Raw genomic sequence first — 21,593 nt, 5'->3', positions numbered from 1 at the left:
AGGGGATGTTTGTTTCAAGCCGACGGCCGAAAGCAGGGAGAATTTCTCAGGCCTCTGCGACGCAATCACGCATCTTCACGAGCCATCAACCACGATCGAGGACGGTGCCGCTCGAATCCCCGCAATCCGCAGCGGGGCGACGCCGCCCAGTTCCCGCCTTGATCCACGTCAACGCCGGTTCCGCCCACGTCCTGTAGTATAAGATCAGGCGCGGCCCGGATGCCGCAAACCCTCCCGTACCCATAGCAGAGAATTCTCTCATGTCGCTCGTTGGCAGCGATGCGAACGCGCGTGCGCGTCGCAGACGCATGGAAGTTTTTGCCTTCCTGTTCCTCACCGCCGTGCTGATGCCCGCGCTCGCCGTTGCCACGGTGGGCTCCTACGGGCTGGCGGTGTGGGTCTACCAGATGATGGCCGGCCCTCCCGGCCCGCCCGCCGCCCACTGATCGGAAGGACGTCTCCCATGCTCTCTCACCGCACCTCTTTCGACCGCCGCGCGCTGATCACCGGCCGCGTGCTGACGGCCGAGCCCGTCGTGACGCCGCCCGCCGGCGAGATCGCCAGCATCATCGTGCAGACCCGCCCGGATCAGCTCGACCGCGTCGCCGCCGACATTCTCGCGCTCGACGGCTGCGAGATCCACGCCCGCGACGTCAAAGGCAAGCTGATCGTCGTCGTTGACGCGCCCGACGCCGGCGCGCTCGGCGCCACCATGAACCGCATCGGGCTGCTGCCGAACGTGCATTCCGCCTGCCTCGTCTTCCACGCCATCGACGCCGGCTAATCAACCGAGACCATCATGACCGAACCGAAGATCGATCGCCGCCAGATGCTGAAGCTGGAAGCTGCCGCGATTGCCGCAGCCGCCGCCGGCATGCCCGTGGCCGCGCGCGCCGCCAACCTCGTCACCGAGCGCGAGGCCACCGAATTGAAATGGGACAAGGCCGCCTGCCGCTTCTGCGGCACCGGCTGCAGCGTGATGGTCGCCACGAAAGACAATCGCGTCGTCGCCACCCATGGCGACATCAAGGCCGAGGTCAATCGCGGCCTCAACTGCGTCAAGGGTTATTTCCTCTCGAAGATCATGTACGGCCATGACCGCCTGACGCATCCGATGCTGCGCAAGACCAACGGCAAATACGACAAGAATGGCGAGTTCACGCCCGTGTCGTGGGACGAAGCCTTCGACATCATGGCGCTGAAGTTCAAGGACGCCTTGAAGAAGCGCGGCCCCTCCGGCGTCGGCATGTTCGGCTCCGGGCAGTGGACGATCTGGGAAGGCTATGCGGCCTCAAAGCTGTTCAAGGCCGGCTTCCGCACCAACAACATCGATCCGAATGCGCGGCACTGCATGGCCTCGGCCGTCGCCGGCATGATGCGCACCTTCGGCATCGACGAGCCCGCCGGCTGCTACGACGACATCGAGGCCACCGATGCGTTCGTGCTGTGGGGCTCCAACATGGCGGAGATGCACCCGATCCTGTGGACCCGCGTTACCGACCGCCGGCTGTCCGCGCCGCATGTCAAGGTCGCCGTGCTCTCGACCTTCGAGCACCGCTCGTTCGACCTCGCCGATGTCGGCATGGTGTTCAAGCCGCAGACCGACCTCTACATCCTCAACGCCATCGCCAACCACATCATCACCACCGGCCGCGTCAACAAGGACTTCGTCCAGGCGCACACCGTCTTCAAGAAGGGCCAGACCGACATCGGCTACGGCCTGCGGCCGGAGCATCCGCTGCAGAAGAAGGCGACGGGCGCGGCGAAAGCCAACGACGCCACCGACATCTCGTTCGATGAATACGCCAAATTCGTCTCCGACTACACGCTGGAGAAGGCGGCCGAGATGTCCGGCGTGCCGTTGAACCGGCTGCAGGCGCTGGCCGAGCTCTATGCCGATCCCAAGACCAAGGTGGTCTCGTTCTGGACCATGGGCTTCAACCAGCACACCCGCGGCGTCTGGTGCAACAACCTCGTCTACAACATCCATCTGCTCACGGGCAAAATCGCCGAAGCCGGCAACAGCCCGTTCTCGCTGACCGGGCAGCCTTCGGCCTGCGGCACCGCGCGCGAGGTCGGCACCTTCTCGCACCGGCTGCCCGCCGACATGGTCGTCACCAACAAGGAGCACCGTGCCAAGGCCGAGCATATCTGGCAGCTGCCGGAAGGCACCATCCCGGACAAGCCCGGCTATCACGCCGTGCTGCAGAGCCGGATGCTGAAGGACGGCCTGCTCAACGCCTATTGGGTGCAGGTCAACAACAACCTCCAGGCCGGCCCGAACGCCAACGAAGAGACCTATCCCGGCTTCCGCAACCCCGACAATTTCATCGTCGTCTCCGACGCCTATCCGTCCGTGACCGCGCTCGCCGCCGACCTCATCCTGCCGACCGCGATGTGGGTGGAGAAGGAAGGCGCCTATGGCAATGCCGAGCGGCGCACGCAGTTCTGGCATCAGCTGGTGTCGGCGCCGGGCGAAGCGCGCTCGGATCTCTGGCAACTGATGGAGTTCTCCAAGCGCTTCAAGATCGAGGAGGTCTGGCCGGAAGAGCTGATCGCGAAGAAGCCTGAGGTCCGCGGCAAGACGCTGTTCGACGTGCTCTACAAGAACGGTCAGGTCGACAAATTCCCGCTCGACCAGATCGAGCCGGGCTATGCCAATGACGAGTCGAAGGCGTTCGGCTTCTACGTCCACAAGGGGCTGTTCGAGGAATACGCCGCGTTCGGCCGCGGCCACGGCCACGACCTCGCGCCGTTCGAGACCTATCACAAGGAGCGCGGCCTGCGCTGGCCGGTCGTCGACGGCAAGGAGACGCGCTGGCGGTTCCGCGAGGGCTCGGACCCTTACGTCAAGCCCGGCACCGGCGTGCAGTTCTACGGCTTTCCCGACGGCAAGGCCCGCATCTTCGCGCTGCCCTACGAGCCGCCGGCGGAATCGCCCGACAAGGACTATCCGTTCTGGCTGTCGACGGGGCGCGTCGTCGAGCACTGGCATTCCGGCACGATGACCCGCCGCGTGCCGGAGCTCTACAAGGCGTTCCCCGAAGCCGTCTGCTTCATGCATCCCGACGATGCGCAGGAGGCGAACTTGCGGCGCGGCGATGAGGTGAAAGTCGCCTCGCGGCGCGGTTTCATCCGGGCCCGCGTCGAGACCCGCGGCCGTGACAAGCCGCCGCGCGGGCTCGTCTTCGTGCCCTGGTTCGACGAGTCCAAGCTGATCAACAAGGTGACGCTCGACGCCACCGATCCGATCTCGCTGCAGACCGATTACAAGAAGTGCGCCGTGCGCATCGAGCGGGTGTGACCGACATGATCAAGAAACTTGCGATGATGCTGCTCGCGGCCAGCTTGGCGGCCGGCTCGAGCACCCTGCTCGCCCAGAGCGTCTCGTCCTCGCTGCGTGGCCCGACACCGCTCAACGATGAAGGCCCGGCGCCGCCGATGCAGCCGACCAAGAACACCGCCGAAAAGGAGGTGCGCAACTATCCGGAGCAGCCGCCGGTCATTCCGCACTCCATCGACGGCTATCAGGTCGACATGCAGGGCAACAAATGCCTGTCCTGCCATGCCCGCGCCCGCACTGCCGAATCGAAGGCGCCGATGCTGTCGATCACCCATTTTATGGATCGCGACGGCCAGTTCCTCGCCTCGGTGTCGCCGCGGCGCTACTTCTGCACCCAGTGCCATGTGCCGCAGAGTGTCGCGACTCCGCCGGTCAGCAACGACTTCGTCGACATCGATACCGTGCTGTCGCACGACAAGCCCGGTGCCAAGCAATGAGCAGCGCCGACATCCCGCAGGGGACGGGAGCGCAGGTCCCCGAGAAGCGGCTCGGCTTTATCCGCCGTGCCTGGCAATTCGTGCTCGATTTGATCGATGTGCTGCTCAAGCCGAGCTCGATCTTCGGCCTGGGCGTGCTGGTGCTCGCGGGCTTCGTCGCCGGCGTGATCTTCTGGGGCGGCTTCAACACCGCGCTGGAGATCACCAACACCGAGAAGTTCTGCACCGGCTGTCACGAGATGAAGGACAACGTGTTCGCCGAGCTGAAGACGACCGTGCACTTCTCCAACCGCTCCGGCGTCCGCGCCTCCTGCCCGGACTGCCACGTGCCGCACAACTGGACCGACAAGATCGCGCGCAAGATGCAGGCCTCGAAGGAGGTCTGGGGCCATCTGTTCGGCTCGATCGACACCCGCGAGAAGTTCACCGATCGCCGGCTGGAGCTCGCGCTGCACGAATGGGCGCGGTTCAAGGCGAACGACTCGCTCGAATGCCGCAACTGCCACAGCTCGCAGTCGATGGACATCACCAAGCAGTCTCCCCGCGCCGTCGAAGCCCACCAGCGCTTCCTGTTCACCGGCGAAAAGACCTGCATCGACTGCCACAAGGGCATCGCGCATCACCTGCCAGACATGCGCGGCGTGCCGGGCTGGCAGTAGGCCTCTTACTGCTTGTCATCGACACACTTCCCGTGCGGCCGCCCCTCACCCCAACCCTCTCCCCGTGAAGAACGGGGAGAGGGAGCGCACCGTTTTCGCTTCTTGCACTCTCGTTACTCGAAGCCATGCGATGCTGTCGCCGCGCCCGCAGTCGGCTCCCCTCCCCCTTGCGGGGAGGGGTCGGGGGTGGGGGTCCACACGGGCAGTCTTTGCTGGGACCCCCACCCCCAACCCCTCCCCGCCTAGCGAAGCTTCGCTTCGCGCGGGGGGAGGGGGGCGCACCATTCGGGTCGTACGTGCCCGACTTCCACGCACATTCGGCCACTCATCGCCGAACGCAGCGGCGCCTCTCCCGCATCAACGCTTGATCTCTCCCGATCAGCCCTTAGGTTCACGGAATGTCCCGAGTCGCCCCGCGGCTCCATCCTTGTGAGCCATGACGACCTTCTCCCCGCATCAAGATTCCGCCCTCAAAGCCGTCAGCGACTGGCTGAAGGAAAAGCCCGGCCGGAACGGCACGCCGCAGGTGTTCCGGCTGTTCGGCTATGCCGGCACCGGCAAGACGACGCTGGCCCGCCACATCGCCGAGGGCGTCGACGGCGAGGTCAAGTTTGCGGCGTTCACCGGCAAGGCGGCGCTCGTCATGCGCAGCAAGGGCTGCGACAACGCCTCGACCATCCACTCGCTGATCTATCGCGCCCAGGAGAGCGGCGAGGAGCAGCCGAATTTCGAATTGTGGGACGATGCGCCGGCCTCCAAGGCCAAGCTGATCATCATCGACGAATGCTCGATGGTCGATGCCGATCTCGGCCGCGACCTGCTCTCGTTCGACTGTCCGCTGCTGGTGCTCGGCGATCCCGCGCAGCTGCCGCCGGTCAAGGGCGGCGGCTTCTTCACCGACAGCGAGCCGGACGTGATGCTGACCGAGGTGCATCGCCAGGCGCAGGACGATCCGATCGTGCGAATGTCGATGGACGTGCGCGAGGGCAACACGCTCGACATCGGCCGCTATGGCGAGAGCGAGGTGGTGGAGCGACGCGAGCTCGATCCGTCGCGGGTGATGGAGGCCGACCAGGTGCTGGTCGGCCGCAACGCCACCCGCCGCGCCTACAACAACCGATTCCGTCAGCGCCTGGACATCGAGGAGCCGCTGCCGGTCGCCGGCGACAAGCTGGTCTGCCTGCGCAACAACCGCAAGAAGGGCCTGTTCAATGGCGGACTGTGGCGGGTGAAGTCGCGCGCGGTCTCGAAGTCCAAGATCGTCACCATGCGGGTCGCGCCCGAGGAGGATTTCGGCCGCAAGGTCACCAAGGTCTCGGTACGCGGCGAATGCTTCGCCGGCGGCATTGAGGACATCCCCTGGGAGCAGCGCAAGCCCTATGACGAGTTCGACTACGGCTATGTGCTGACCGTGCACAAATCGCAGGGCTCGCAATGGGACGACGTCGTGTTGTTCGATGAGAGTTTTGCTTTCCAGGAAGCCCGCGCCCGCTGGCTCTACACCGGCATCACGCGAGCTGCGAAGCGGCTGTCCATCGTCGTTTAACCTTGATGCAGGCAGCAGAGGTATCGCCTTGCCTCGTTCCCGCAACGCCTGCGACCGGTTGATCCAGGTCAACCTGCCGCAGCGCGCTTGGCGGATAAAAAACGATTCACATCTCTGCACGACGGCAACAGGCGGGGCGAAATCGCATGGCAAACTCCAAGGGCACCAAGAGCAACGCGGGCAAGAGCAGACGTGCGAGCGCCTCGGCACGAGTCGCACGAAAGCAATCCGCCGCGAAGCTCGACCCGATCGCGCAGTCGCTGATCGATGAGTCGATGCAGGCGGCGCAGATCACCTCGCTGTCCGCGTTCGAGACCGTGCTAAACGGACCGCCCAGACTCGATGCAAACAGCGCGCCGGTGAAGGCCATGCTCGACGGCGCGGCGCCCGACGACGCCAGACTGATGAAGGCGCTGATCGACGGCAAGGCCAAGCGCGACAAGCGCCGCACCTCGGACGAGCTTTCCGATACCTGGCGCCACGGCGGCTACCCCTACAAATACCGCATGCTCCGCAAGGACTATGAGGAGCAGAAATTCATCCTGCAGACCGAGCTGTTGAAGCTGCAGAACTGGATGAAGGATGCGCGCCAGCGCCTGGTGCTGCTGTTCGAGGGCCGCGACGCCGCCGGCAAGGGCGGCACCATCAAGCGCTTCATGGAGCATCTCAACCCGCGCGGCGCGCGCGTCGTCGCGCTGGACAAGCCGAGCGACGTCGAGCGCGGCCAATGGTACTTCCAGCGCTATGTCGAGCACCTGCCGACATCAGGCGAGATCGTGCTGTTCGACCGCTCCTGGTACAACCGCGCCGGCGTCGAGCGGGTGATGGGGTTCTGCTCGCAGGCGGAGTATGACGAGTTCCTGCGTCAGGTGCCGGAATTCGAGCGCAACCTCGTGCGCAGCGGCATGCATCTCATCAAGTTCTGGTTCTCGGTCAGCCGCGAGGAGCAGCGCCGCCGCTTCAAGGAGCGCGAGGCGCATCCCTTGAAGCAGTGGAAGCTGTCGCCGATCGACACGGCGTCACTCGACAAATGGGACGACTACACCCGCGCCAAGGAGGCGATGTTCTTCTCCACCGACACCGCCGACTGCCCGTGGACGGTGATCAAGTCCGACGACAAGAAGCGCGCGCGGCTGAACGCAATGCGCTGCGTGCTGCACTCCCTGCCCTATGCCGGCAAGGACGTCTCGCGCATCGGCCCGGTCGATGACCTCATCGTCGGCCGCGCCAGCGTCATCCATGAGCGCGAGGAGCATGCGAGCTGAGATCGGCGAGCCGACCAAAAGTGGGACGGCCGCCCCGTGGGCGGCCGCTTTGCGTTCGGGCCGTCCCAGGCAACATGCCAAATGTGAAGCAGCTCATCTTTTGAGCGAGCATTCTGCGATATTAATCCATCGGTTGATTCACGAAACGCCTTCCGATGGAGGTCAATTTGAAACGAACACTCATTGCATTGACTGCGCTGGCCTTGCTGCCCGGCGCGCTCGCCCAGGCCCAGCAGGCGGAGACATCGGCCGGCCCCGCCGTCAAAGGCCGCCAGTTCACGCCGCCGTCTTACGTGTTCAGCCCGGACATCCCGGCCGACCTGGTGACGCAGAATGTCGGCGCGATCGGGCTGCAGGTCTATGTCGACAACATGGCCTGGGATTCCTTCATCGCGCTCAACTGGCCGGCGCCGAACCCGATCGTCGAGCGCGGCGTGCCGGACCGCGAGAACGTGATCGGCGGCTTCACCTACATGACCGAGGGCGGCCCCAGGACGATGCCGACCGGGCCGGTGGTGTGGGAGACCTACAAGGATTCCGACGACATCTATCTCGATCCGCCGGTCAAGCCGGCGCCGTTCGACGCCGCCGAGCGGATTCCGCCGCAATGCCTGATCCAGGCCAAGGAGAATCCGGCCGCGGCGCGGCGCACGCTGGTGCGCACCGCCAAGATCAGCGACGTCCTGATCGCCGGCGACAAGGAGTCGGACGGCAACCGCCTCGTCGACCAGAACGGCCAGAACGTCTGGTACGAGGTCAAGCTCAACCGGGTCTATTACGACTATGTCGTCAGCAACAAGTTCTACGACAGCCGCAACCAGAGCGGCGCCAAGATCGCCTTCCCGGCCTCCTCCAACACCACCGACCGCTCCGCCACGGTGAAGGTCAAGGCGGCGTGGAAGGTGATGGGCGGCCCCGGCAGCAAGCAGCCCGATGATGCCACCCGCTTCTACACGACCGACGCGCTGGTGTTCGATCCCGCGACCAAGCGCTGCGACGCCAGGAAGCTCGGCCTCGTCGGCCTGCACATCGTGATCAAGACCGACCAGTTGCCGCAATGGCTGTGGGCGACGTTCGAGCAGGTCGACAACGCGCCGACCCAGAGCCAGACGATTCCCGCGGGCGCCAAGTTCAATTTCTTCAATCCCGCCTGCACCGACTGCAAGGTCAACCAGCCGCCGGCCAAGGGCTCGAATACGCCGACCCAGGTGATGCGCGTGATCCCGCTCGACGACGTCGCGGCGCAGAAGAGCGTGCTCTATCAGACCGCGCTGAAGACGCTGCGGCTCGACAACGTCTGGCAGTATTACCGGCTGGTCAATGCGCAATGGGCCGGCAAGGGCGTGCCGATCGGCACGCCGACGCAGCCGCCCTTCCTCGCCAACACCACGCTCGAGACCTACATGCAGGCTGCGCAGCAGCCGAACGGCTGCATCAACTGCCACGGCAAGTACGCCGGCACCAAGGACCTGGACTTCCAGCTGTTCGACGCCTATCCGCGCCAGTCGAAGCAGCTGGTCGATCTGTTCCGTGTTCCCGGCGCGACGGCGATCAAGCCGTAGCGCACCTGTCCCGACAGCATCCCTCCCGTGGCGGAGCGGCGCCTCCGCTCCGCCACCGGTGTTAACCAATTGCTAACCATAAACCGGCCAAGCTTGCCGCGTCGCGCTGCGCGTGGCCGGCCGGCGGACAACCTGTCCGACATGTCCTGGCCGTGCGGTGGCCGGCACGACGCCGCGATCGGCTCACCCTGCAGACCCGCGGGGCGATCCCCCGATGCGGCGACAGGTCGTTTCGAACGCGACACCGCTACGTCCGCCCGGAGAATGAGCCCTTGAGCACCGTCGGTTCGCGCGCCTTCCAGAAGGCACGGCAGGAAAAGAAGCAGAAGAAGCTGGTCGAGACGCAGCTGACGGCGGCCTACACCGCGTTCCGCGCCGGCCGCCACGCCGACACGCAGGCGACCTGCGCCAAGCTCCTGCAGGAGGTGCCGAGCTGCTTCGAGGCCATGCATCTGCTCGGCGTATCGCTCGTCTCATCGGCGCGCTTCGCCGAGGCCACCACCTTCCTGGCGCAGGCCGTCGCGCTCGAGCCCAATTCGGCCGACGCGCATTCCAATCTCGGCTGGGCGCTGGTCAATTGCGAGCGCTTCGAGGAGGCCCGCGCCGCGCTCGAGCGATCGCTGGCGCTGCGGCCGAATGCGCCGATCACCCTGCGCAACCTGACCATCGCGCTGCTGCGCCTGAAGCAGGGCGAGGCCGCGCTCGCCGCCGCGACGCGGGCGCTGGAGCTGAAGCCTGATGACGTCGATTCCTGGTGCAACCGCAGCGTCGCCGAGCTGATGCTGCGGCGCTGGGACGGCGCCGCCACCAGCGCCGAGCAGGCGCTGGTGTTCAACCCGACGCATTTCGAGGCGCTGGTCAACAAGGGGCTGGCGCATCTTGAGCTGCACCATTTCGAGCAGGCCGAGGAGACCTTCAACACGGCCCTCGCCGCGCGTCCGATGCATGCCGAGCTACTGGCGCATCGCGGCCGCCTCTACATGATCTCGGGACGCACTGCGCAGGCCGAGGCCGATTTCGACCGCGCCGTCGCGCTCGATCCGAACCTGCAGGTCGGCTGGCAGGGCAAGGCGCAGATCTCGATGCTCAACGGCAACGTCGCGCAGGCCATCGCGGCCTGCAAGCGCGTGCTCGACACCAATCCGAAGGCCCAGGTCGCGCTGACCCTGCTCGGCGCCTGCCGCGGCCGGCTCGGCGACGTCGCCGGCGCGGTCGCGCAATTCGACCAGGCGCTGGAGGTGCAGCCGGACTATGACGAGGCGATCACCAAGAAGATCTTCTATCTCGACTTCCTGCCCGGCGCCGACTTCGGCGTTCAGCAGGCGGCGCGAAAATATTGGTGGACCGAGGTCGGCTCGAAATTCCCGCGCCGGACGCTGGCGCCGCGCGCGCTCGATCCGAACAGACGCATCATCGTCGGCTACGTCTCGGCTGATTTCCGCATGCATTCGGCGGCCTTCGCCTTCCTGCCGGTGCTGCGCGGCCACGACAAGACGCAGGTCCAGGTGAACTGCTACTCGACCTCGCCGCGGCACGACACCTTCACGGCAAACTTCAAGTCGATAGCCGACGTCTGGGTCGAGGCCTCGAACCTCTCCGACGACGAGCTCGCCGATCGCATCCAGGCCGACGGCGTCGACATCCTGGTTGATCTCTCCGGCTACACCACGGGCACCCGCATGCCGGTGTTCGCACGCAAGCCGGCGCCGATCCAGGTCACGGCCTGGGGCAGCGGCACCGGCACCGGCCTTGCCACCATGGACTACTTCTTCGCCGATCCGGTCACGGTGCCCGCGAGCGTCCGGCCGCTATTCGCCGAGCATGTCTACGATCTGCCGTCGGTGATCACGATCGATCCGCTGCTCGACGTCACGCCCTCACCGCTGCCGATGCTGCAGAACGGCCACGTCACCTTCGGCGTCTACAATCGCATCGACAAGATCTCCGACGAGGCGATCGTGCTGTGGGCACGGCTGCTCGCGGAGGTCCCTGACGCCAGACTGGTGATCAAGCATCTCGCGCTCAACGATCCCCTGGTGCGCGACGGCCTGATCGGCCGCTTCGTCAGCCGCGGCGTGCCGGAGGCGCGCCTCGTCTGCCTCGGCGCCAGCGAGCGCAGCGAGCATCTGAAATCCTACGAGCGCATCGATATCTCGCTCGATCCGTTCCCGCAGAACGGCGGCATCTCGACCTTCGAATCGCTCTACATGGGCGTTCCCGTCGTCGCCAAGCTCGGCGCCGGTGCGGCCTCGCGTGCGGCAGGGGGCATCCTGACCGCCGCGGGGCTCGCCGACTGGGTCGGCAACGATGATGACGGCTACATCCACATCGCCAAGACCTTCGCCGCACAGCCCGAGCTGTTGTCGAAGCTGCGCGCGGAGCTGCCGGGCCAGGTTGCGCGCTCGCCGGCCGGCGATGTCGCGAACTACACGCGCTGCGTCGAATCGGCCTATCGGCAATTCTGGCAGGCCTATTGCGCGAAGGCGGGTGCGTGATCGCACGCGCCTGCCCGGCTCATCAGGTGTGAGCCGGAAGATGTGACTCGGTGTTCGCCGCCGATCGCACCAGCGCGCGAGTCCTATGGCCGTGGCGTACCAACCACAACCGTTAGCTGCAAAAGTTCCCGCTGTGCCATTGTGACATAGGCCGGAATCGCGTCGCCGCGATGTCGCCATCAGCACGCCCGGCCTGCCTTAGACGAGGCGCAATCAAGCCTATGGCTTTTTAGTGGCGACGTTGCGCCTTTCTGCCGGCCAAACTGCTACCAACCGGCGAGTAGTAGACCGGCATCATCGAGCGAGGCGATAATACGAACGAAAAGCAGATCGGGCCTCGCGATTGCAGTGCGGCCTGCAACGGAGGGCGTGGGGTTATGCGGGTCGCATTGTTGAGTTGCGTCGTTGCGACAGGATTGAGTTTCGCGGCATCGCTGCTGCCGGCCGCTGCCCAGACCGTGAAGCCGGCCAAATCGGCCACCGCCGCAGCCGCCGGCGAAGGCGGCAAGCTGCAGGAGTCCAACGAATGGACGGTCGGCATTGCCGGCGGCCTGCTCGAAGGCACCAACATCCGCTTCGCCGCCGAAATGGCCAAGGTGCTCGACGACCGGCCGAACCTGCGCGTGCTGCCGATGGTGACCTATGGCGCGCTCGGCAACATCGAGGACCTGCTCTATCTGCGCGGCGTCGACGTCACCATCACCTCGGCCGACGTGCTCGACGAGTTCGTCCGCAACGGCACCCTCGCCAACATCAAGAACCGCATCCGCTACATCTGCTCGTTCTACATCAACGAGATGCACGTCTATGTCCGCCCCGAGATCAAGACGCTGGAGGACCTCCAGGGCAAGAAGGTCTCCTTCAACACCGTGGGCAGCGCGGCCAACCTCACCGGCGGCATCGTGTTCGACCGGCTCAAGATCGGCGCCGAGAAGGTGTTCATCAACAATTCGGTGGCGCTCGAGAAGATGCGGACCGGCGAGATCGCCGGCGTGGTGCACGTCACCGGCAAGCCGACCGACCTGTTCGCCAAGTTCAAGCCCGAGCCGGGCTTCCATTTCCTGCCCGTGCCGTTTGCGCGCAGCCTGCAGGACTATTACGTGCCGACCAAGCTGACCTCGCAGGACTATCCCAATTTGCTCAAGCCGGGCGAGACCATCGAGACCATCGGCGTGCCGCAGGTGCTGGCGGTCTACAACTGGTCGCCGGAGACCGAGCGCTATCGCCGCGTCTCGCGCTTCGTCGAATATTTCTTCAAGCGCTTCGATCAGTTCAAGCAGCCGCCGTTCCATCCGAAATGGAACGAGATCAACATCGCCTCCTCCCTGCCCGGCTGGACCCGCTTCCGCGCCGCCGAGGAGCTGCTGGCCAGCAGCCGTCCACCCGAGGCCGACGTCGCCGTCAAGCAGCAGTTCGACGAGTGGATGAGCGCCAGGAACGCGACCGGTGGCAGGCGTCTCAGCGATGCCGAAGCCAAGGCCCTGTTCGAGCAATTCCAGGGCTGGATGAAGCGCGAAGGCGATCAGCCGGCGCGGTAGAGCATGATCCGGAAAAGTACGCAGCGGTTTTCCGAAAAGATCATGCTCAAACCACAACGTCGAGCGCGAGGCCGGGCTTGGCTCGCTTGCGCCCGTCGCCGGCTTGCGGGCCGACGCGCCGCCGGCGGAGGCGATCAAGCAGAAGGACATCGGCCGTTTCGAGCAGTCCTATGCCAGACGACGTCTAAAGAAGGACGAGAGCAACCGCCAATCGGTTTCCGTGGTCGCAACGATCAGAAAAACTTGATGGCGCATGCCGGACCGAGCGCAGCATGCCGCCACAATGCCGGCCTCCGGCCGGCAGCTCGATGGCCAGGCGCCACGCTCGTTCACGGGCTGAGCCAGCGGGCCGCTCGTGCCAGATCAAACGTGCCGCTATAACTTGGAACGAACGACGCGCAGCCGACGTCATGCCAGCGGGCTGCAAGCGAGGAGCGCAGATGAAGGTCGGATTCATCGGACTTGGCCAGATGGGCCATGCGATCGCGAGCAATCTGATTGCGGCCGGCCACGAGCTGACCGTCTGGAATCGCACGCGGGCCAAGGCGGAGGACCTGCTCGCCAAAGGCGCGCGCTGGGCAGAGACCCCCGCCGCGGCAGCGCAAGGCGACGTCGTGATGACCATGCTGGCCGACGACCCTGCGGTCGAGGCGGTGGTCTATGGCGAGAACGGTCTGCTCGACGCCCCTGCTCTCCACGTCTCGCACAGCACGATCGGGGTCGCGCTGGCCCGGCGCCTCGCACAGGACCATGGCCAGCGCAGCGGCTTTGTTTCGGCGCCGGTGTTCGGCAGGCCGGTGGCCGCCCAGGCTGCAAAACTGTTCGTCGTCACCGCCGGCCGGCCCGATCTCCTCGCGCGCTGCGAGCCGCTGTTCGCGGCGATCGGCCAGCGCAGCTTCCATGTCGGCGACGAGCCGGCGGCGGCGAACCTTGTCAAGCTCGGCGGCAACTTCATGATCATGGCTGCGGTCGAGGCGATGGCGGAAGCGATGACCCTGGTCGAGGCCGGCGGCGTCGAGCGCAGCGCCATGCTGGAGGTCCTGACCAGCACGCTGTTCAATGCGCCGATCTATCACACCTACGGCGCGCTGCTGCTCGAAGACCGCTTCCGCCCCGCCGGCTTCGCCGCGCCCTTGGGCCTGAAGGACATGAACCTCGCCGACGCCGCGGCGACGGCGTCACGCGTGCCGATGCCCCTGCTCGGCGTGGTGCGCGATCATCTGCGCGCGGCGATCGCGATGGAAGGCGAAGACATCGACTGGGCCGGCATGGCGCTGGCCGTGCGGAAGGCGGCGGGGCGGGCGTGACAGCCACGCCGACTAACAACCGACTGGCAGCTTAGCTTGCGACGGACAGGCTGATTTTTGACGTCATCGCGCTGTCACAGTCCGCCTGTGTTAACGCGCTCCTCGGCGAATCGTGGTGCAGCGTGCGGGTCTGCAGCCCCAGCGTCGATCAATTCCGGCCCTGACAAATCCGTCCGCTCCCGGAACTTCCCAGATGCGCGTCGGTTTGACGATTGCCACATGGGAGCGCGATCGCAAGCCAATGTCCGACTTTGCACTACATGGCGCGCAGGCGTCCGTCCAATCGGTGACCAGGCCCGACCTTCACGAGAAACCGCATGTCAGTGTCGTCGCGGTCTTCCTGCTCTTCTTCGTGAGCGGAATCGGCTACGCCGCTTACGGCATCTTCACTGACACCCACAATGTCGGAGAGCCGCTCGCGCTCGGCGCGATGGTGCTGCTGGGCGTGGCACTGATGATCGCGCTCGGGTTCGAGTTCGTGAATGGGTTCCACGATACGGCGAATGCCGTGGCCACCGTCATCTACACGCATAGTCTGCCGCCGCTCACCGCCGTGATCTGGTCCGGCGTGTTCAATTTCCTCGGCGTGGTGGTGTCGACGGGTGCGGTCGCCTACAGCGTGATCACGCTGCTACCGGTCGATCTGATTCTGCAGGTCGGCAGCGCAGCCGGATATGCCATGATCTTCGCGCTGCTGATCGCAGCTATCATCTGGAATCTGGCAACCTGGTGGATCGGAATCCCGAACAGTTCCTCCCACTGTCTGATCGGCTCGATCATGGGCGTGGGCCTCGCCAATCAATGGATCGCGCCCGCCGGCGAGGCGACATCGGGCGTCGACTGGTCCCAGGCGGTCAGCGTTGGAAAGGCGCTGTTGTTCAGTCCAGCGGTCGGCTTCATCCTGTCTGCTCTCCTGCTTCTGCTGCTCAAGACGCTCGTCCCCATTCGCAAGCTCTATGAGGAGCCGCGCGACCGCACGCCGCCATGGTGGATCCGCGGCATTCTGATCCTGACCTGCACCGGCGTCTCATTCGCCCATGGCGGCAATGATGGACAGAAGGGCATGGGTCTCATCATGCTGATCCTGATCGGCGTAGCGCCCACCGCCTATGCGCTGAACCGGACCATGCCGGAGTCGAGCACGCCGGCGTTCGTCGACCTCGCTGGCAAGGCGAAGGCGATCTTCGAAGCCCGCGCCCAGGGCACGCCGCAGCGCGATGCCGGCAACGCCCGCGACCTGATCGGAACTGCGCTCAAGACGCGCGATCTGAATCGGCCGGAGGTCTTCGGGGCCCTGGCGGCGCTGTCCGACGACGTGGCAAATGGCGTCAAGAACTATGGGTCGATCCGCCGTATTCCCGCCGCTGCGACACCGAACATGCGCAATGACATGTACCTGGCCTTCGACGCGATCCGTCTTCTGCCGGATTCGGGCGCCAAGTTCAGCTCGGAGGACTCCGGCATCCTGAAGGATTATCGCTCGAGCCTGGAAGCAGGAACGCGCTTCATTCCGAATTGGGTCAAGGTCTCGGTCGCGATTGCACTTGGCCTCGGCACGATGGTGGGCTGGCGGCGCATCGTCGTCACGGTCGGCGAGCGGATCGGCAAGCAGCACCTGACCTATGCGCAGGGCGCCTCCGCTGAGCTCGTGGCGGCGGGCACCATCCTCGGCGCCGAGTTCTATGGTCTGCCGGTGTCGACGACTCACATCCTGTCGAGCGGCGTTGCCGGGACCATGGCGGCCAATGGCTCCGGCCTTCGGACCGGAACCATCAGGAACATCGTTCTGGCGTGGATTTTGACATTGCCGGCCGCGATGCTCATTGCTGGCGTGCTTTACTTGATCTTTCGGCAGATCGTGCACTGATCGGGCTTGGATCGTTGTAAGGTAAGGACATCGACAAGGCGCTTTACGCGTGAGAGACGGTTGATCGGGGATCGTCACTTGCCGATTGTCTTGCGCAGCCAGGCGTCGACGATCGCCGTCGCCGGATGGCTGGGATCGCCGAGCTCGCGATTGATCTCCATATGGCCGCGCAGGCCGGTGCCGCCGACGCCCTGGACTTCCGCCGGCGTGCCCGCCTGCATCAGGGCGGCGCCAAGCGCCTCGGACTGTGCCTTGCCGTCGGCGCGGTCGACATGGAGGATGAGGAAGGCCGGCGCATTCGGCTTTGCTGCTTGCAGCGTCGGCGACAGCGCGCGCTGGCGCTCTGGCTCGGTGCCGAACGCCTGGATGTAGGTGTCGAGCATGAAGCGACCGCTGTCGGCGAGCTGGCGCGCCACGTCGTAGCACGCGCCATCAAGCGCGACGATGCCGCTGATATCGCGCAAGGACAGCCCCGCTGCCGTGAAGTACCTCGGATCGGTCCCGACCAGCGCAACGAGATGTGCGCCAGCGCTATGCCCCATCAGCACGATGCGCGACGGATCGATCCCAAGCCGCCCAGCATTGTTGCGCAACCACGCGACTGCCATGGCAACGTCCGCCGCCTGCTGCTCGACGGTCGCCGCCGGCACCAGCCGGTAGTCGATCGAGGCGAATGCATAGCCCTGCGCGAGCAGGTGCTCGACCTTGGCCGCCCCGGTCGCGTTGCGCTTGTCGCCCCGCTTCCATCCGCCGCCATGCACGAACACGACCAGCGGCGCAGCCGCGCCTCCCCTCGCCTGCCAGACGTCGAGCTTCTGCAGCGGATCGCTCCCATAGGCGTATTCAGTCGACGGCGTACCCTGGCTCCCGGCCTCACGCGCCGTCATCCGCGCCTGCAACCGCTCCAGGAAGGGACCGGCGAATGCAGCTGATGGGAAAACCGGCTGCAGCAGCAACAGGCCAGCAGCCAGCAAAACAGCAAGTGTCGAACGCAACATCGAGAGCTCCATCGTCGTCAGACGATAGCAGCACGTGTTGCTTAAAGAAGGCCGCACGCAGCGTCGTTACAAAATGTCACGAACGCAGATGCCCGAGAAATTACGGAACTGGACATCCGGAAAATAGGCGACGGCGATTATTGACCTCCCGTGGCCAATCCGTTCAATCCCGGAAGCTTTCGGCCGGCTTGATCGGCACGATATCGTAGCTTCGGTAAAGCTCATCGAGCGAACGCCAATCCGACAGCACCGTTCGGTACATCCAACGATAATAGCGCTTGTTGCGGGCGATCTCTTCTACACGGTCACGGCCGACAAACACGGAGGCCGCCTCGATCTCCAGCCAATTCACCAGCAAATGAAGATAGGTCGAATATTCATCGTTTGCTCCCTCCGGAAATCCAACAGGCGCCACCGGATAGCGGCGCTTCAACTCGACGATCAGAGGCGCGCCGTCGTCAGCGACCTTCAATTTGGTGAGATACCAATGCATCTGCTCATGCAGATATTCGCACAAGATCGCGGCCGGATCGTAGAGCTCGGTGTTCAGCGTCAACACGGGATGGCTATGAGGAATCGACGTTGGCGAAACCCTCAGATGCCTCGTATATTCGAACGGACGGAGGTCGTGCTCCGCCTGCCACCGCTTGATGCATGCGATGATCTTTTCCGCTCGCGATTGCGCCAGGGACAAGTCGATCGAATATTCAAAACTATCCGTCATTGCATTCACTCGTGGAGCGACACTGCTTCCGTTCTATCGAAGTGCGCGTGCTGCCTTCATCCGACCTCGTGCTCAAAGCGGACTTGTCCCGGCCCGATGACTGCAGGCGGTCACGCGACCTTGCCTACGGCCCCACGCCACGCACTGATTGACGCTCGCGCAGGACCCGCGATCACGGCTCGAGGCCAAGCATGACTTCGCCGGCTCGCCTCAGCCGGCGTCGCCGCGACGGCTCAATTCGCTTTGATCCACGAGCTTCGTATCCGGCTCCTCGTCCACCAACTCCCACTCCACGTCGGGATCGAGATCAATCTCGCCGATCAAGACCGGCTGACCATCCCTGCCGAATTGAAACACGGCGTCGCTGTCATCGGCATTGACGTCGCCGAAGAACTTTTCCAGCGCGGCGAACTCCCGATGCGGAGCGAAGCCATGGGTTTTCGACCATGCCACAAGCTCGCGCAGCAGCTTGCGGGCCTCGCTCGGAGCGATCGGGACCATGGTCCCGCCCGCATCCGCCATCGCCATATATTGCTCGATCTGCGCGCTCTCCAGCGTCCTGAACATCACGTCCTTGACGCCCAGCGCGAACGTGTCGAGCAAAAACACGGCGACGTTGTAGGGCGACGCATGGCCACGCGTCAGGAGCAGCGTCCCCATGCCGACCTCGAACAGACCCTGATTGACGCAGCAATGCCGGATCGGCGCTTGTGCCGCCCTTGCCAACCGGGCCGGAAGGCTGTTGTAGATCGCGTCCTCGCGCTTCGCCAGGGTCGCCAATTGCTTGCGCCGCTGCGCCTTCTTGGCTCGCTTCTGCGCCATGTTCACTGCCATCACGGTCCTCCATCGCGTCGAGTCGTACGGCTGCATGATAGCAGTGGATCGGCGATGAAGCACCGCAGCGGCCGCTGTTTCTCGGGCAGAGTCTCGTGCGATTTTTGGGGCAGCTCACCCAGCGAGACGAGCCGACGCAGCCCTGCTCCGAGGTGAGCGCTTCAAGACGTGAGTTTCAGCGCAGCAGTTGAAGCCGCTGCTCGAAGGCTCGCGTGGAGATATCTCGACACGCTCTCGATTGGGCCAAGGACAAATCGATCGAATATTCAAAACCATCCGACATGGCATTCACTCATGGAGCGACACTGTCCGTCATTCTATCTTAGCGCGCGGGCGCGACAAGTCCGCATTGAGCACACGGTCAGATGAGAGCCGCGGCGCAGCAGCCACGGTGCCGTCGATTGACAGGATCCGGGCGATCCGGCGCTCGGGATGCTTTGCGGCGCCCTTGCAGATGATCGACAGACCACCGGGCTGACCGCAGCCACCCGCGTCAGGCTTGACCGAGCCCCTGCGGAAGACTGATCCAGATGACGGTCTGCTCCTCCGGAGAATGGACCGTCCTGTGTCCCTTGCCGTGCGTGTCCTCGAACAGGATGAAGCCTCCGGCCGGGACGTGCCTTCGGTCTCCGTCGCTGGTCTGGTACTCCGCCGATCCGCTGAGCCGCACGGTGAGCGAGCGCCGCGGCACGGTGTGCCAATCGACCAGTCCTGCCCCGGCCGGAATGCGTGTGAAGCTGATATGTGTGCTCGCATATGTTGCGGACACGCCGAAAACGGCCGCCTCCGGGTGGACCTGCCGCGCGCTCACCGGAATGTCGACCTCATCGAAATGCGACTCGCCGTCGGCCGTGGCATAAACCCGAGGGCACTTCATCAGAGGCTCCATTGCCAAAGGCCCATTATCGAAGGCTCCATTCCGATGACCGCAGGCGTTACGGTGACCTTGCACAAACGCCCGCTCCATCGGCTGATGGATGCTCGCCACAGTGCCGGGATCACGCACGCGTCGTCGTGACAAAATATCACGAATGATGACCTCCGCGAACTTACGGTTTACGCTGCGGGGAAGATGTCCTCGGAGATTGCGATCAAAGCGCAACGACAGCTTGCGCTTGCCTCCTGCCAATCAGGACAGTCGCCCGGTCTTGCAGGCTCACCGGGCGAAATTCGTTAATCGGTGGCCCGGAAGAAGGTCATAGGCGCTCGTCCAGCCCGGAATGCTCCTCAGCCTCTCCAGCCACGCGAACGTCGCAGGAAAGTTCGCAGGGAGATCGTAGCCATGTTCGTCACCGGGGTAGGAGAGATAGGCCTGCATCGAGACGTCGGCGATGGTCGGCGCCGGTCCGACAGCGAAGATATTGCTGTCGAAATGCCGCTCCAGAATTCTTAGACAATCGTCGGTTCGCCGCTTGAGAAAGCCGAGCTCGTGCGGATCAGGATTTTCCGTAAAAGGCGCGTCTGTAACGATAGGCTGCCAGGTATCCGCTGAGCTTGTGATTGTCCCAAAACAGCCAACGCAACACGGCGAATCTGTCCTCCTCCGTCTGACCTTCGAAGCGCCCGTATCGCTCTGCCAAGCGCAGAAGGATGGGACCCGTTTGCGTGAGCTTCCGTCCACCCTCCTCCAGAACAGGGATTTCGCCCATCTCGTTCACTTGTTCCCGCCACTGCTTCGACCAGGTCACCCCGCCGGCAAAATCTGTCCAGACCAGCTTGAATGGTTGCCCGCAGAGCCGCAGCATGAGAGCAAGCTTATAGCTGTTGCCGGACTCCGGAAAATAATGGAGAACATAGTTCATTGTCGGAGAGCTCCGCAGCAGAACGTTTGTTCTGCGATACAGAACATATGTTCTGTCGTCAAGGCCAGCGGCTTCCGGGGAGACTGAATGATGCAAGCTCCGGCTGCTCGCGACGCTGCACTGTTGGCCACGCTGAAGCTGATCGGCCGCCATGGGCTGGCGGGTGTGACGCATCGCGCGGTCGCGCTCGAGGCGGGATTGTCGCTGGGGGCGGTGACATACCACTACCGGAGTCGCGACGAGCTGATCGAGGCGGCTCTGCAGTCCGCCATAGAGCGTGAGCGAGGCAGGCAGCACGCACTCAGTCGAAAGCTCGCCGGCAATACTTTCTCAAGGACGAAGTGGATCGAGCAATTGGCTCGCTGGTACGCAGACGAGGCCGCCAGCAATCCGGAGGTGCACCTCGCCTGTTATGAGGCGTTCCTGGCTGCAGCCCGGGCGGAGAGGTACCGCGCAAGCATCGCGGACCTCCAGGAGACGTGGAACAAGACAGCCCAGATTGCGCTCGTTGCCGCTTGTGTGCCGCGAGCCGCCGATCGAGCTCCGGTGTTCGTTGACGTTCTCACCGGCATGCTGCTCCGCGAACTGGCGCTGCCCCGACGAGGAGCCTCCTCTCGCTTCCGCAAAACATTGGGAGAGTTGCTGCATGGATGGTCCCTCGCGTAGAAGGATGCTGTGCTGAAAAGGCGGCCGGCGAGGCGGCGCCCCACCCCCATGTTCGGTTTATCGAAAGATTCTTGTTTTCTTTTTTCCAGAATTCTTGTATATCTCTCCCGTCCTGCTTCCGCCGGAGGGGCGTGTCGCGACCGTCACGAGACGTGGGAGGTGGGATGCGATGGGCGCAAGGAATCGCAGCGTGGCCTCGGTCGCGCGGACGAACGGTTCGTTGCGCACGGCGAAGTCGTGCGGTCCTGACACCCCGACGCTGGTGTCCAGCGCAATGCGCGTAAGCGCATTGTCGCCATGGTGGCCAACAAGCCCGGCGCACCAGGGAGACCACGTATAAGCCGTTCCAACCGTCGCGCAGGGAAGGCCGGGCGTGTTCGGCCAGACCTGTGGTGACTGCCGCCTGCTTTTTTTGCTGCAGGCGGGCCACGGGCGCGGCCAGCGCTCGGCCTTCCCTGCGCCCTCCCCGGTTTTGAGGGCGGATCTGATTGCATAACTCGGGCGCGATGCGCCGCGGGAGATGATGGCGCGTGTCTACCAGACGGAATAG

The 21,593-nt window shown here is 64.5% G+C and carries 19 protein-coding genes; 13 read left to right on the top strand and 6 right to left on the bottom strand.

What is annotated here, in order from left to right; genetic code table 11:
* Positions 1 to 260: 260 nt before the first annotated feature.
* From napE to ACVILH_RS13565, 12 genes are all read left to right on the top strand, one after another.
* Positions 261 to 446 (top strand): periplasmic nitrate reductase, NapE protein, encoded by a 186-nt coding sequence (gene napE, locus ACVILH_RS13620; RefSeq protein WP_006614930.1) that lies wholly within the window; start codon positions 261 to 263, stop codon positions 444 to 446.
* Positions 447 to 463: 17 nt separating this feature from the next.
* Positions 464 to 784: a chaperone NapD gene (locus ACVILH_RS13615; protein ID WP_456713344.1), complete on the top strand. Its 321-nt coding sequence runs from the start codon at positions 464 to 466 to the stop codon at positions 782 to 784.
* Between the two features lie 15 nt (positions 785 to 799).
* Positions 800 to 3,304: a nitrate reductase catalytic subunit NapA gene (gene napA, locus ACVILH_RS13610; protein WP_456713343.1), complete on the top strand. Its 2,505-nt coding sequence runs from the start codon at positions 800 to 802 to the stop codon at positions 3,302 to 3,304.
* 23 nt (positions 3,305 to 3,327) lie between these two features.
* Positions 3,328 to 3,780, top strand: coding sequence for a nitrate reductase cytochrome c-type subunit (locus tag ACVILH_RS13605; protein WP_456716970.1), 453 nt, complete (start codon positions 3,328 to 3,330; stop codon positions 3,778 to 3,780).
* Entirely contained in the window at positions 3,777 to 4,439 is a 663-nt protein-coding gene (locus tag ACVILH_RS13600) for a NapC/NirT family cytochrome c (protein WP_456713342.1), read from the top strand. The genes ACVILH_RS13605 and ACVILH_RS13600 overlap by 4 nt, the downstream gene beginning before the upstream one ends.
* Before the next feature lie 436 nt (positions 4,440 to 4,875).
* The gene (locus ACVILH_RS13595) at positions 4,876 to 5,985 is read left to right on the top strand and encodes an ATP-dependent DNA helicase (protein ID WP_456713341.1); all 1,110 of its coding nucleotides are present in this window, start codon (positions 4,876 to 4,878) and stop codon (positions 5,983 to 5,985) included.
* Positions 5,986 to 6,131: 146 nt separating this feature from the next.
* The gene (gene ppk2, locus ACVILH_RS13590; RefSeq protein WP_456713340.1) at positions 6,132 to 7,250 is read left to right on the top strand and encodes a polyphosphate kinase 2; all 1,119 of its coding nucleotides are present in this window, start codon (positions 6,132 to 6,134) and stop codon (positions 7,248 to 7,250) included.
* A gap of 167 nt (positions 7,251 to 7,417) precedes the next feature.
* On the top strand, positions 7,418 to 8,812 hold the full coding sequence (locus ACVILH_RS13585) for a hypothetical protein (protein ID WP_456713339.1): 1,395 nt from the start codon (positions 7,418 to 7,420) through the stop codon (positions 8,810 to 8,812).
* A gap of 272 nt (positions 8,813 to 9,084) precedes the next feature.
* Positions 9,085 to 11,307, top strand: coding sequence for an O-linked N-acetylglucosamine transferase family protein (locus ACVILH_RS13580; protein WP_456713338.1), 2,223 nt, complete (start codon positions 9,085 to 9,087; stop codon positions 11,305 to 11,307).
* 377 nt (positions 11,308 to 11,684) lie between these two features.
* Positions 11,685 to 12,845 (top strand): TAXI family TRAP transporter solute-binding subunit, encoded by a 1,161-nt coding sequence (locus ACVILH_RS13575; protein WP_456713337.1) that lies wholly within the window; start codon positions 11,685 to 11,687, stop codon positions 12,843 to 12,845.
* Positions 12,846 to 13,285: 440 nt separating this feature from the next.
* The gene (locus ACVILH_RS13570) at positions 13,286 to 14,152 is read left to right on the top strand and encodes an NAD(P)-dependent oxidoreductase (RefSeq protein ID WP_456713336.1); all 867 of its coding nucleotides are present in this window, start codon (positions 13,286 to 13,288) and stop codon (positions 14,150 to 14,152) included.
* Between the two features lie 241 nt (positions 14,153 to 14,393).
* Positions 14,394 to 16,019 carry an inorganic phosphate transporter gene (locus ACVILH_RS13565; RefSeq protein ID WP_456713335.1) on the top strand — a complete coding sequence of 542 codons (1,626 nt, stop codon included), beginning with the start codon at positions 14,394 to 14,396 and terminating at the stop codon, positions 16,017 to 16,019.
* 74 nt (positions 16,020 to 16,093) lie between these two features.
* On the opposite strand, the gene ACVILH_RS13560 is transcribed toward ACVILH_RS13565, so the two are convergent.
* The 6 genes from ACVILH_RS13560 to ACVILH_RS13535 all read right to left on the bottom strand — a co-directional run bounded on the left by ACVILH_RS13560 (position 16,094) and on the right by ACVILH_RS13535 (position 20,377).
* Positions 16,094 to 17,017, bottom strand: a complete 924-nt coding sequence (locus ACVILH_RS13560) for an alpha/beta hydrolase (protein WP_456713334.1) — start codon at positions 17,015 to 17,017, stop codon at positions 16,094 to 16,096.
* 163 nt (positions 17,018 to 17,180) lie between these two features.
* The gene (locus tag ACVILH_RS13555; RefSeq protein ID WP_456713333.1) at positions 17,181 to 17,750 is read right to left on the bottom strand and encodes a hypothetical protein; all 570 of its coding nucleotides are present in this window, start codon (positions 17,748 to 17,750) and stop codon (positions 17,181 to 17,183) included.
* Positions 17,751 to 17,951: 201 nt separating this feature from the next.
* Complete coding sequence (locus tag ACVILH_RS13550; protein ID WP_456713332.1) at positions 17,952 to 18,575, bottom strand: hypothetical protein; 624 nt, start codon at positions 18,573 to 18,575, stop codon at positions 17,952 to 17,954.
* Positions 18,576 to 19,068: 493 nt separating this feature from the next.
* The gene (locus ACVILH_RS13545; RefSeq protein WP_456713331.1) at positions 19,069 to 19,704 is read right to left on the bottom strand and encodes a hypothetical protein; all 636 of its coding nucleotides are present in this window, start codon (positions 19,702 to 19,704) and stop codon (positions 19,069 to 19,071) included.
* Positions 19,705 to 19,731: 27 nt separating this feature from the next.
* Positions 19,732 to 19,959: a hypothetical protein gene (locus ACVILH_RS13540; protein ID WP_456716969.1), complete on the bottom strand. Its 228-nt coding sequence runs from the start codon at positions 19,957 to 19,959 to the stop codon at positions 19,732 to 19,734.
* A 52-nt stretch (positions 19,960 to 20,011) separates the two neighbouring features.
* Entirely contained in the window at positions 20,012 to 20,377 is a 366-nt protein-coding gene (locus tag ACVILH_RS13535; protein WP_456713330.1) for a glutathione S-transferase N-terminal domain-containing protein, read from the bottom strand.
* An 87-nt stretch (positions 20,378 to 20,464) separates the two neighbouring features.
* Between ACVILH_RS13535 and ACVILH_RS13530 the strand changes: the two genes are divergently transcribed.
* Positions 20,465 to 21,043 carry a TetR/AcrR family transcriptional regulator gene (locus ACVILH_RS13530; RefSeq protein WP_456713329.1) on the top strand — a complete coding sequence of 193 codons (579 nt, stop codon included), beginning with the start codon at positions 20,465 to 20,467 and terminating at the stop codon, positions 21,041 to 21,043.
* Positions 21,044 to 21,593: the final 550 nt, after the last annotated feature.

Source organism: Bradyrhizobium sp. USDA 4353, assembly GCF_054063215.1.
The sequence above is the reverse complement of the archived record's forward strand: the minus strand, read 5'-3'. Positions and strand labels throughout refer to the sequence as shown.

Excerpts from the sequence above, each read along its gene's own strand:
- napE (WP_006614930.1), top strand. The coding sequence starts at position 261 with ATGTCGCTCGTTGGCAGCGATGCGAACGCGCGTGCGCGTCGCAGACGC.
- ACVILH_RS13615 (WP_456713344.1), top strand. The coding sequence starts at position 464 with ATGCTCTCTCACCGCACCTCTTTCGACCGCCGCGCGCTGATCACCGGC.
- napA (WP_456713343.1), top strand. The coding sequence starts at position 800 with ATGACCGAACCGAAGATCGATCGCCGCCAGATGCTGAAGCTGGAAGCT.
- ACVILH_RS13605 (WP_456716970.1), top strand. The coding sequence starts at position 3,328 with ATGATGCTGCTCGCGGCCAGCTTGGCGGCCGGCTCGAGCACCCTGCTC.
- ACVILH_RS13600 (WP_456713342.1), top strand. The coding sequence starts at position 3,777 with ATGAGCAGCGCCGACATCCCGCAGGGGACGGGAGCGCAGGTCCCCGAG.
- ACVILH_RS13595 (WP_456713341.1), top strand. The coding sequence starts at position 4,876 with ATGACGACCTTCTCCCCGCATCAAGATTCCGCCCTCAAAGCCGTCAGC.
- ppk2 (WP_456713340.1), top strand. The coding sequence starts at position 6,132 with ATGGCAAACTCCAAGGGCACCAAGAGCAACGCGGGCAAGAGCAGACGT.
- ACVILH_RS13575 (WP_456713337.1), top strand. The coding sequence starts at position 11,685 with ATGCGGGTCGCATTGTTGAGTTGCGTCGTTGCGACAGGATTGAGTTTC.
- ACVILH_RS13570 (WP_456713336.1), top strand. The coding sequence starts at position 13,286 with ATGAAGGTCGGATTCATCGGACTTGGCCAGATGGGCCATGCGATCGCG.
- ACVILH_RS13565 (WP_456713335.1), top strand. The coding sequence starts at position 14,394 with ATGTCCGACTTTGCACTACATGGCGCGCAGGCGTCCGTCCAATCGGTG.
- ACVILH_RS13560 (WP_456713334.1), bottom strand. The coding sequence starts at position 17,017 with ATGTTGCGTTCGACACTTGCTGTTTTGCTGGCTGCTGGCCTGTTGCTG.
- ACVILH_RS13550 (WP_456713332.1), bottom strand. The coding sequence starts at position 18,575 with ATGGCAGTGAACATGGCGCAGAAGCGAGCCAAGAAGGCGCAGCGGCGC.
- ACVILH_RS13535 (WP_456713330.1), bottom strand. The coding sequence starts at position 20,377 with ATGAACTATGTTCTCCATTATTTTCCGGAGTCCGGCAACAGCTATAAG.
- ACVILH_RS13530 (WP_456713329.1), top strand. The coding sequence starts at position 20,465 with ATGATGCAAGCTCCGGCTGCTCGCGACGCTGCACTGTTGGCCACGCTG.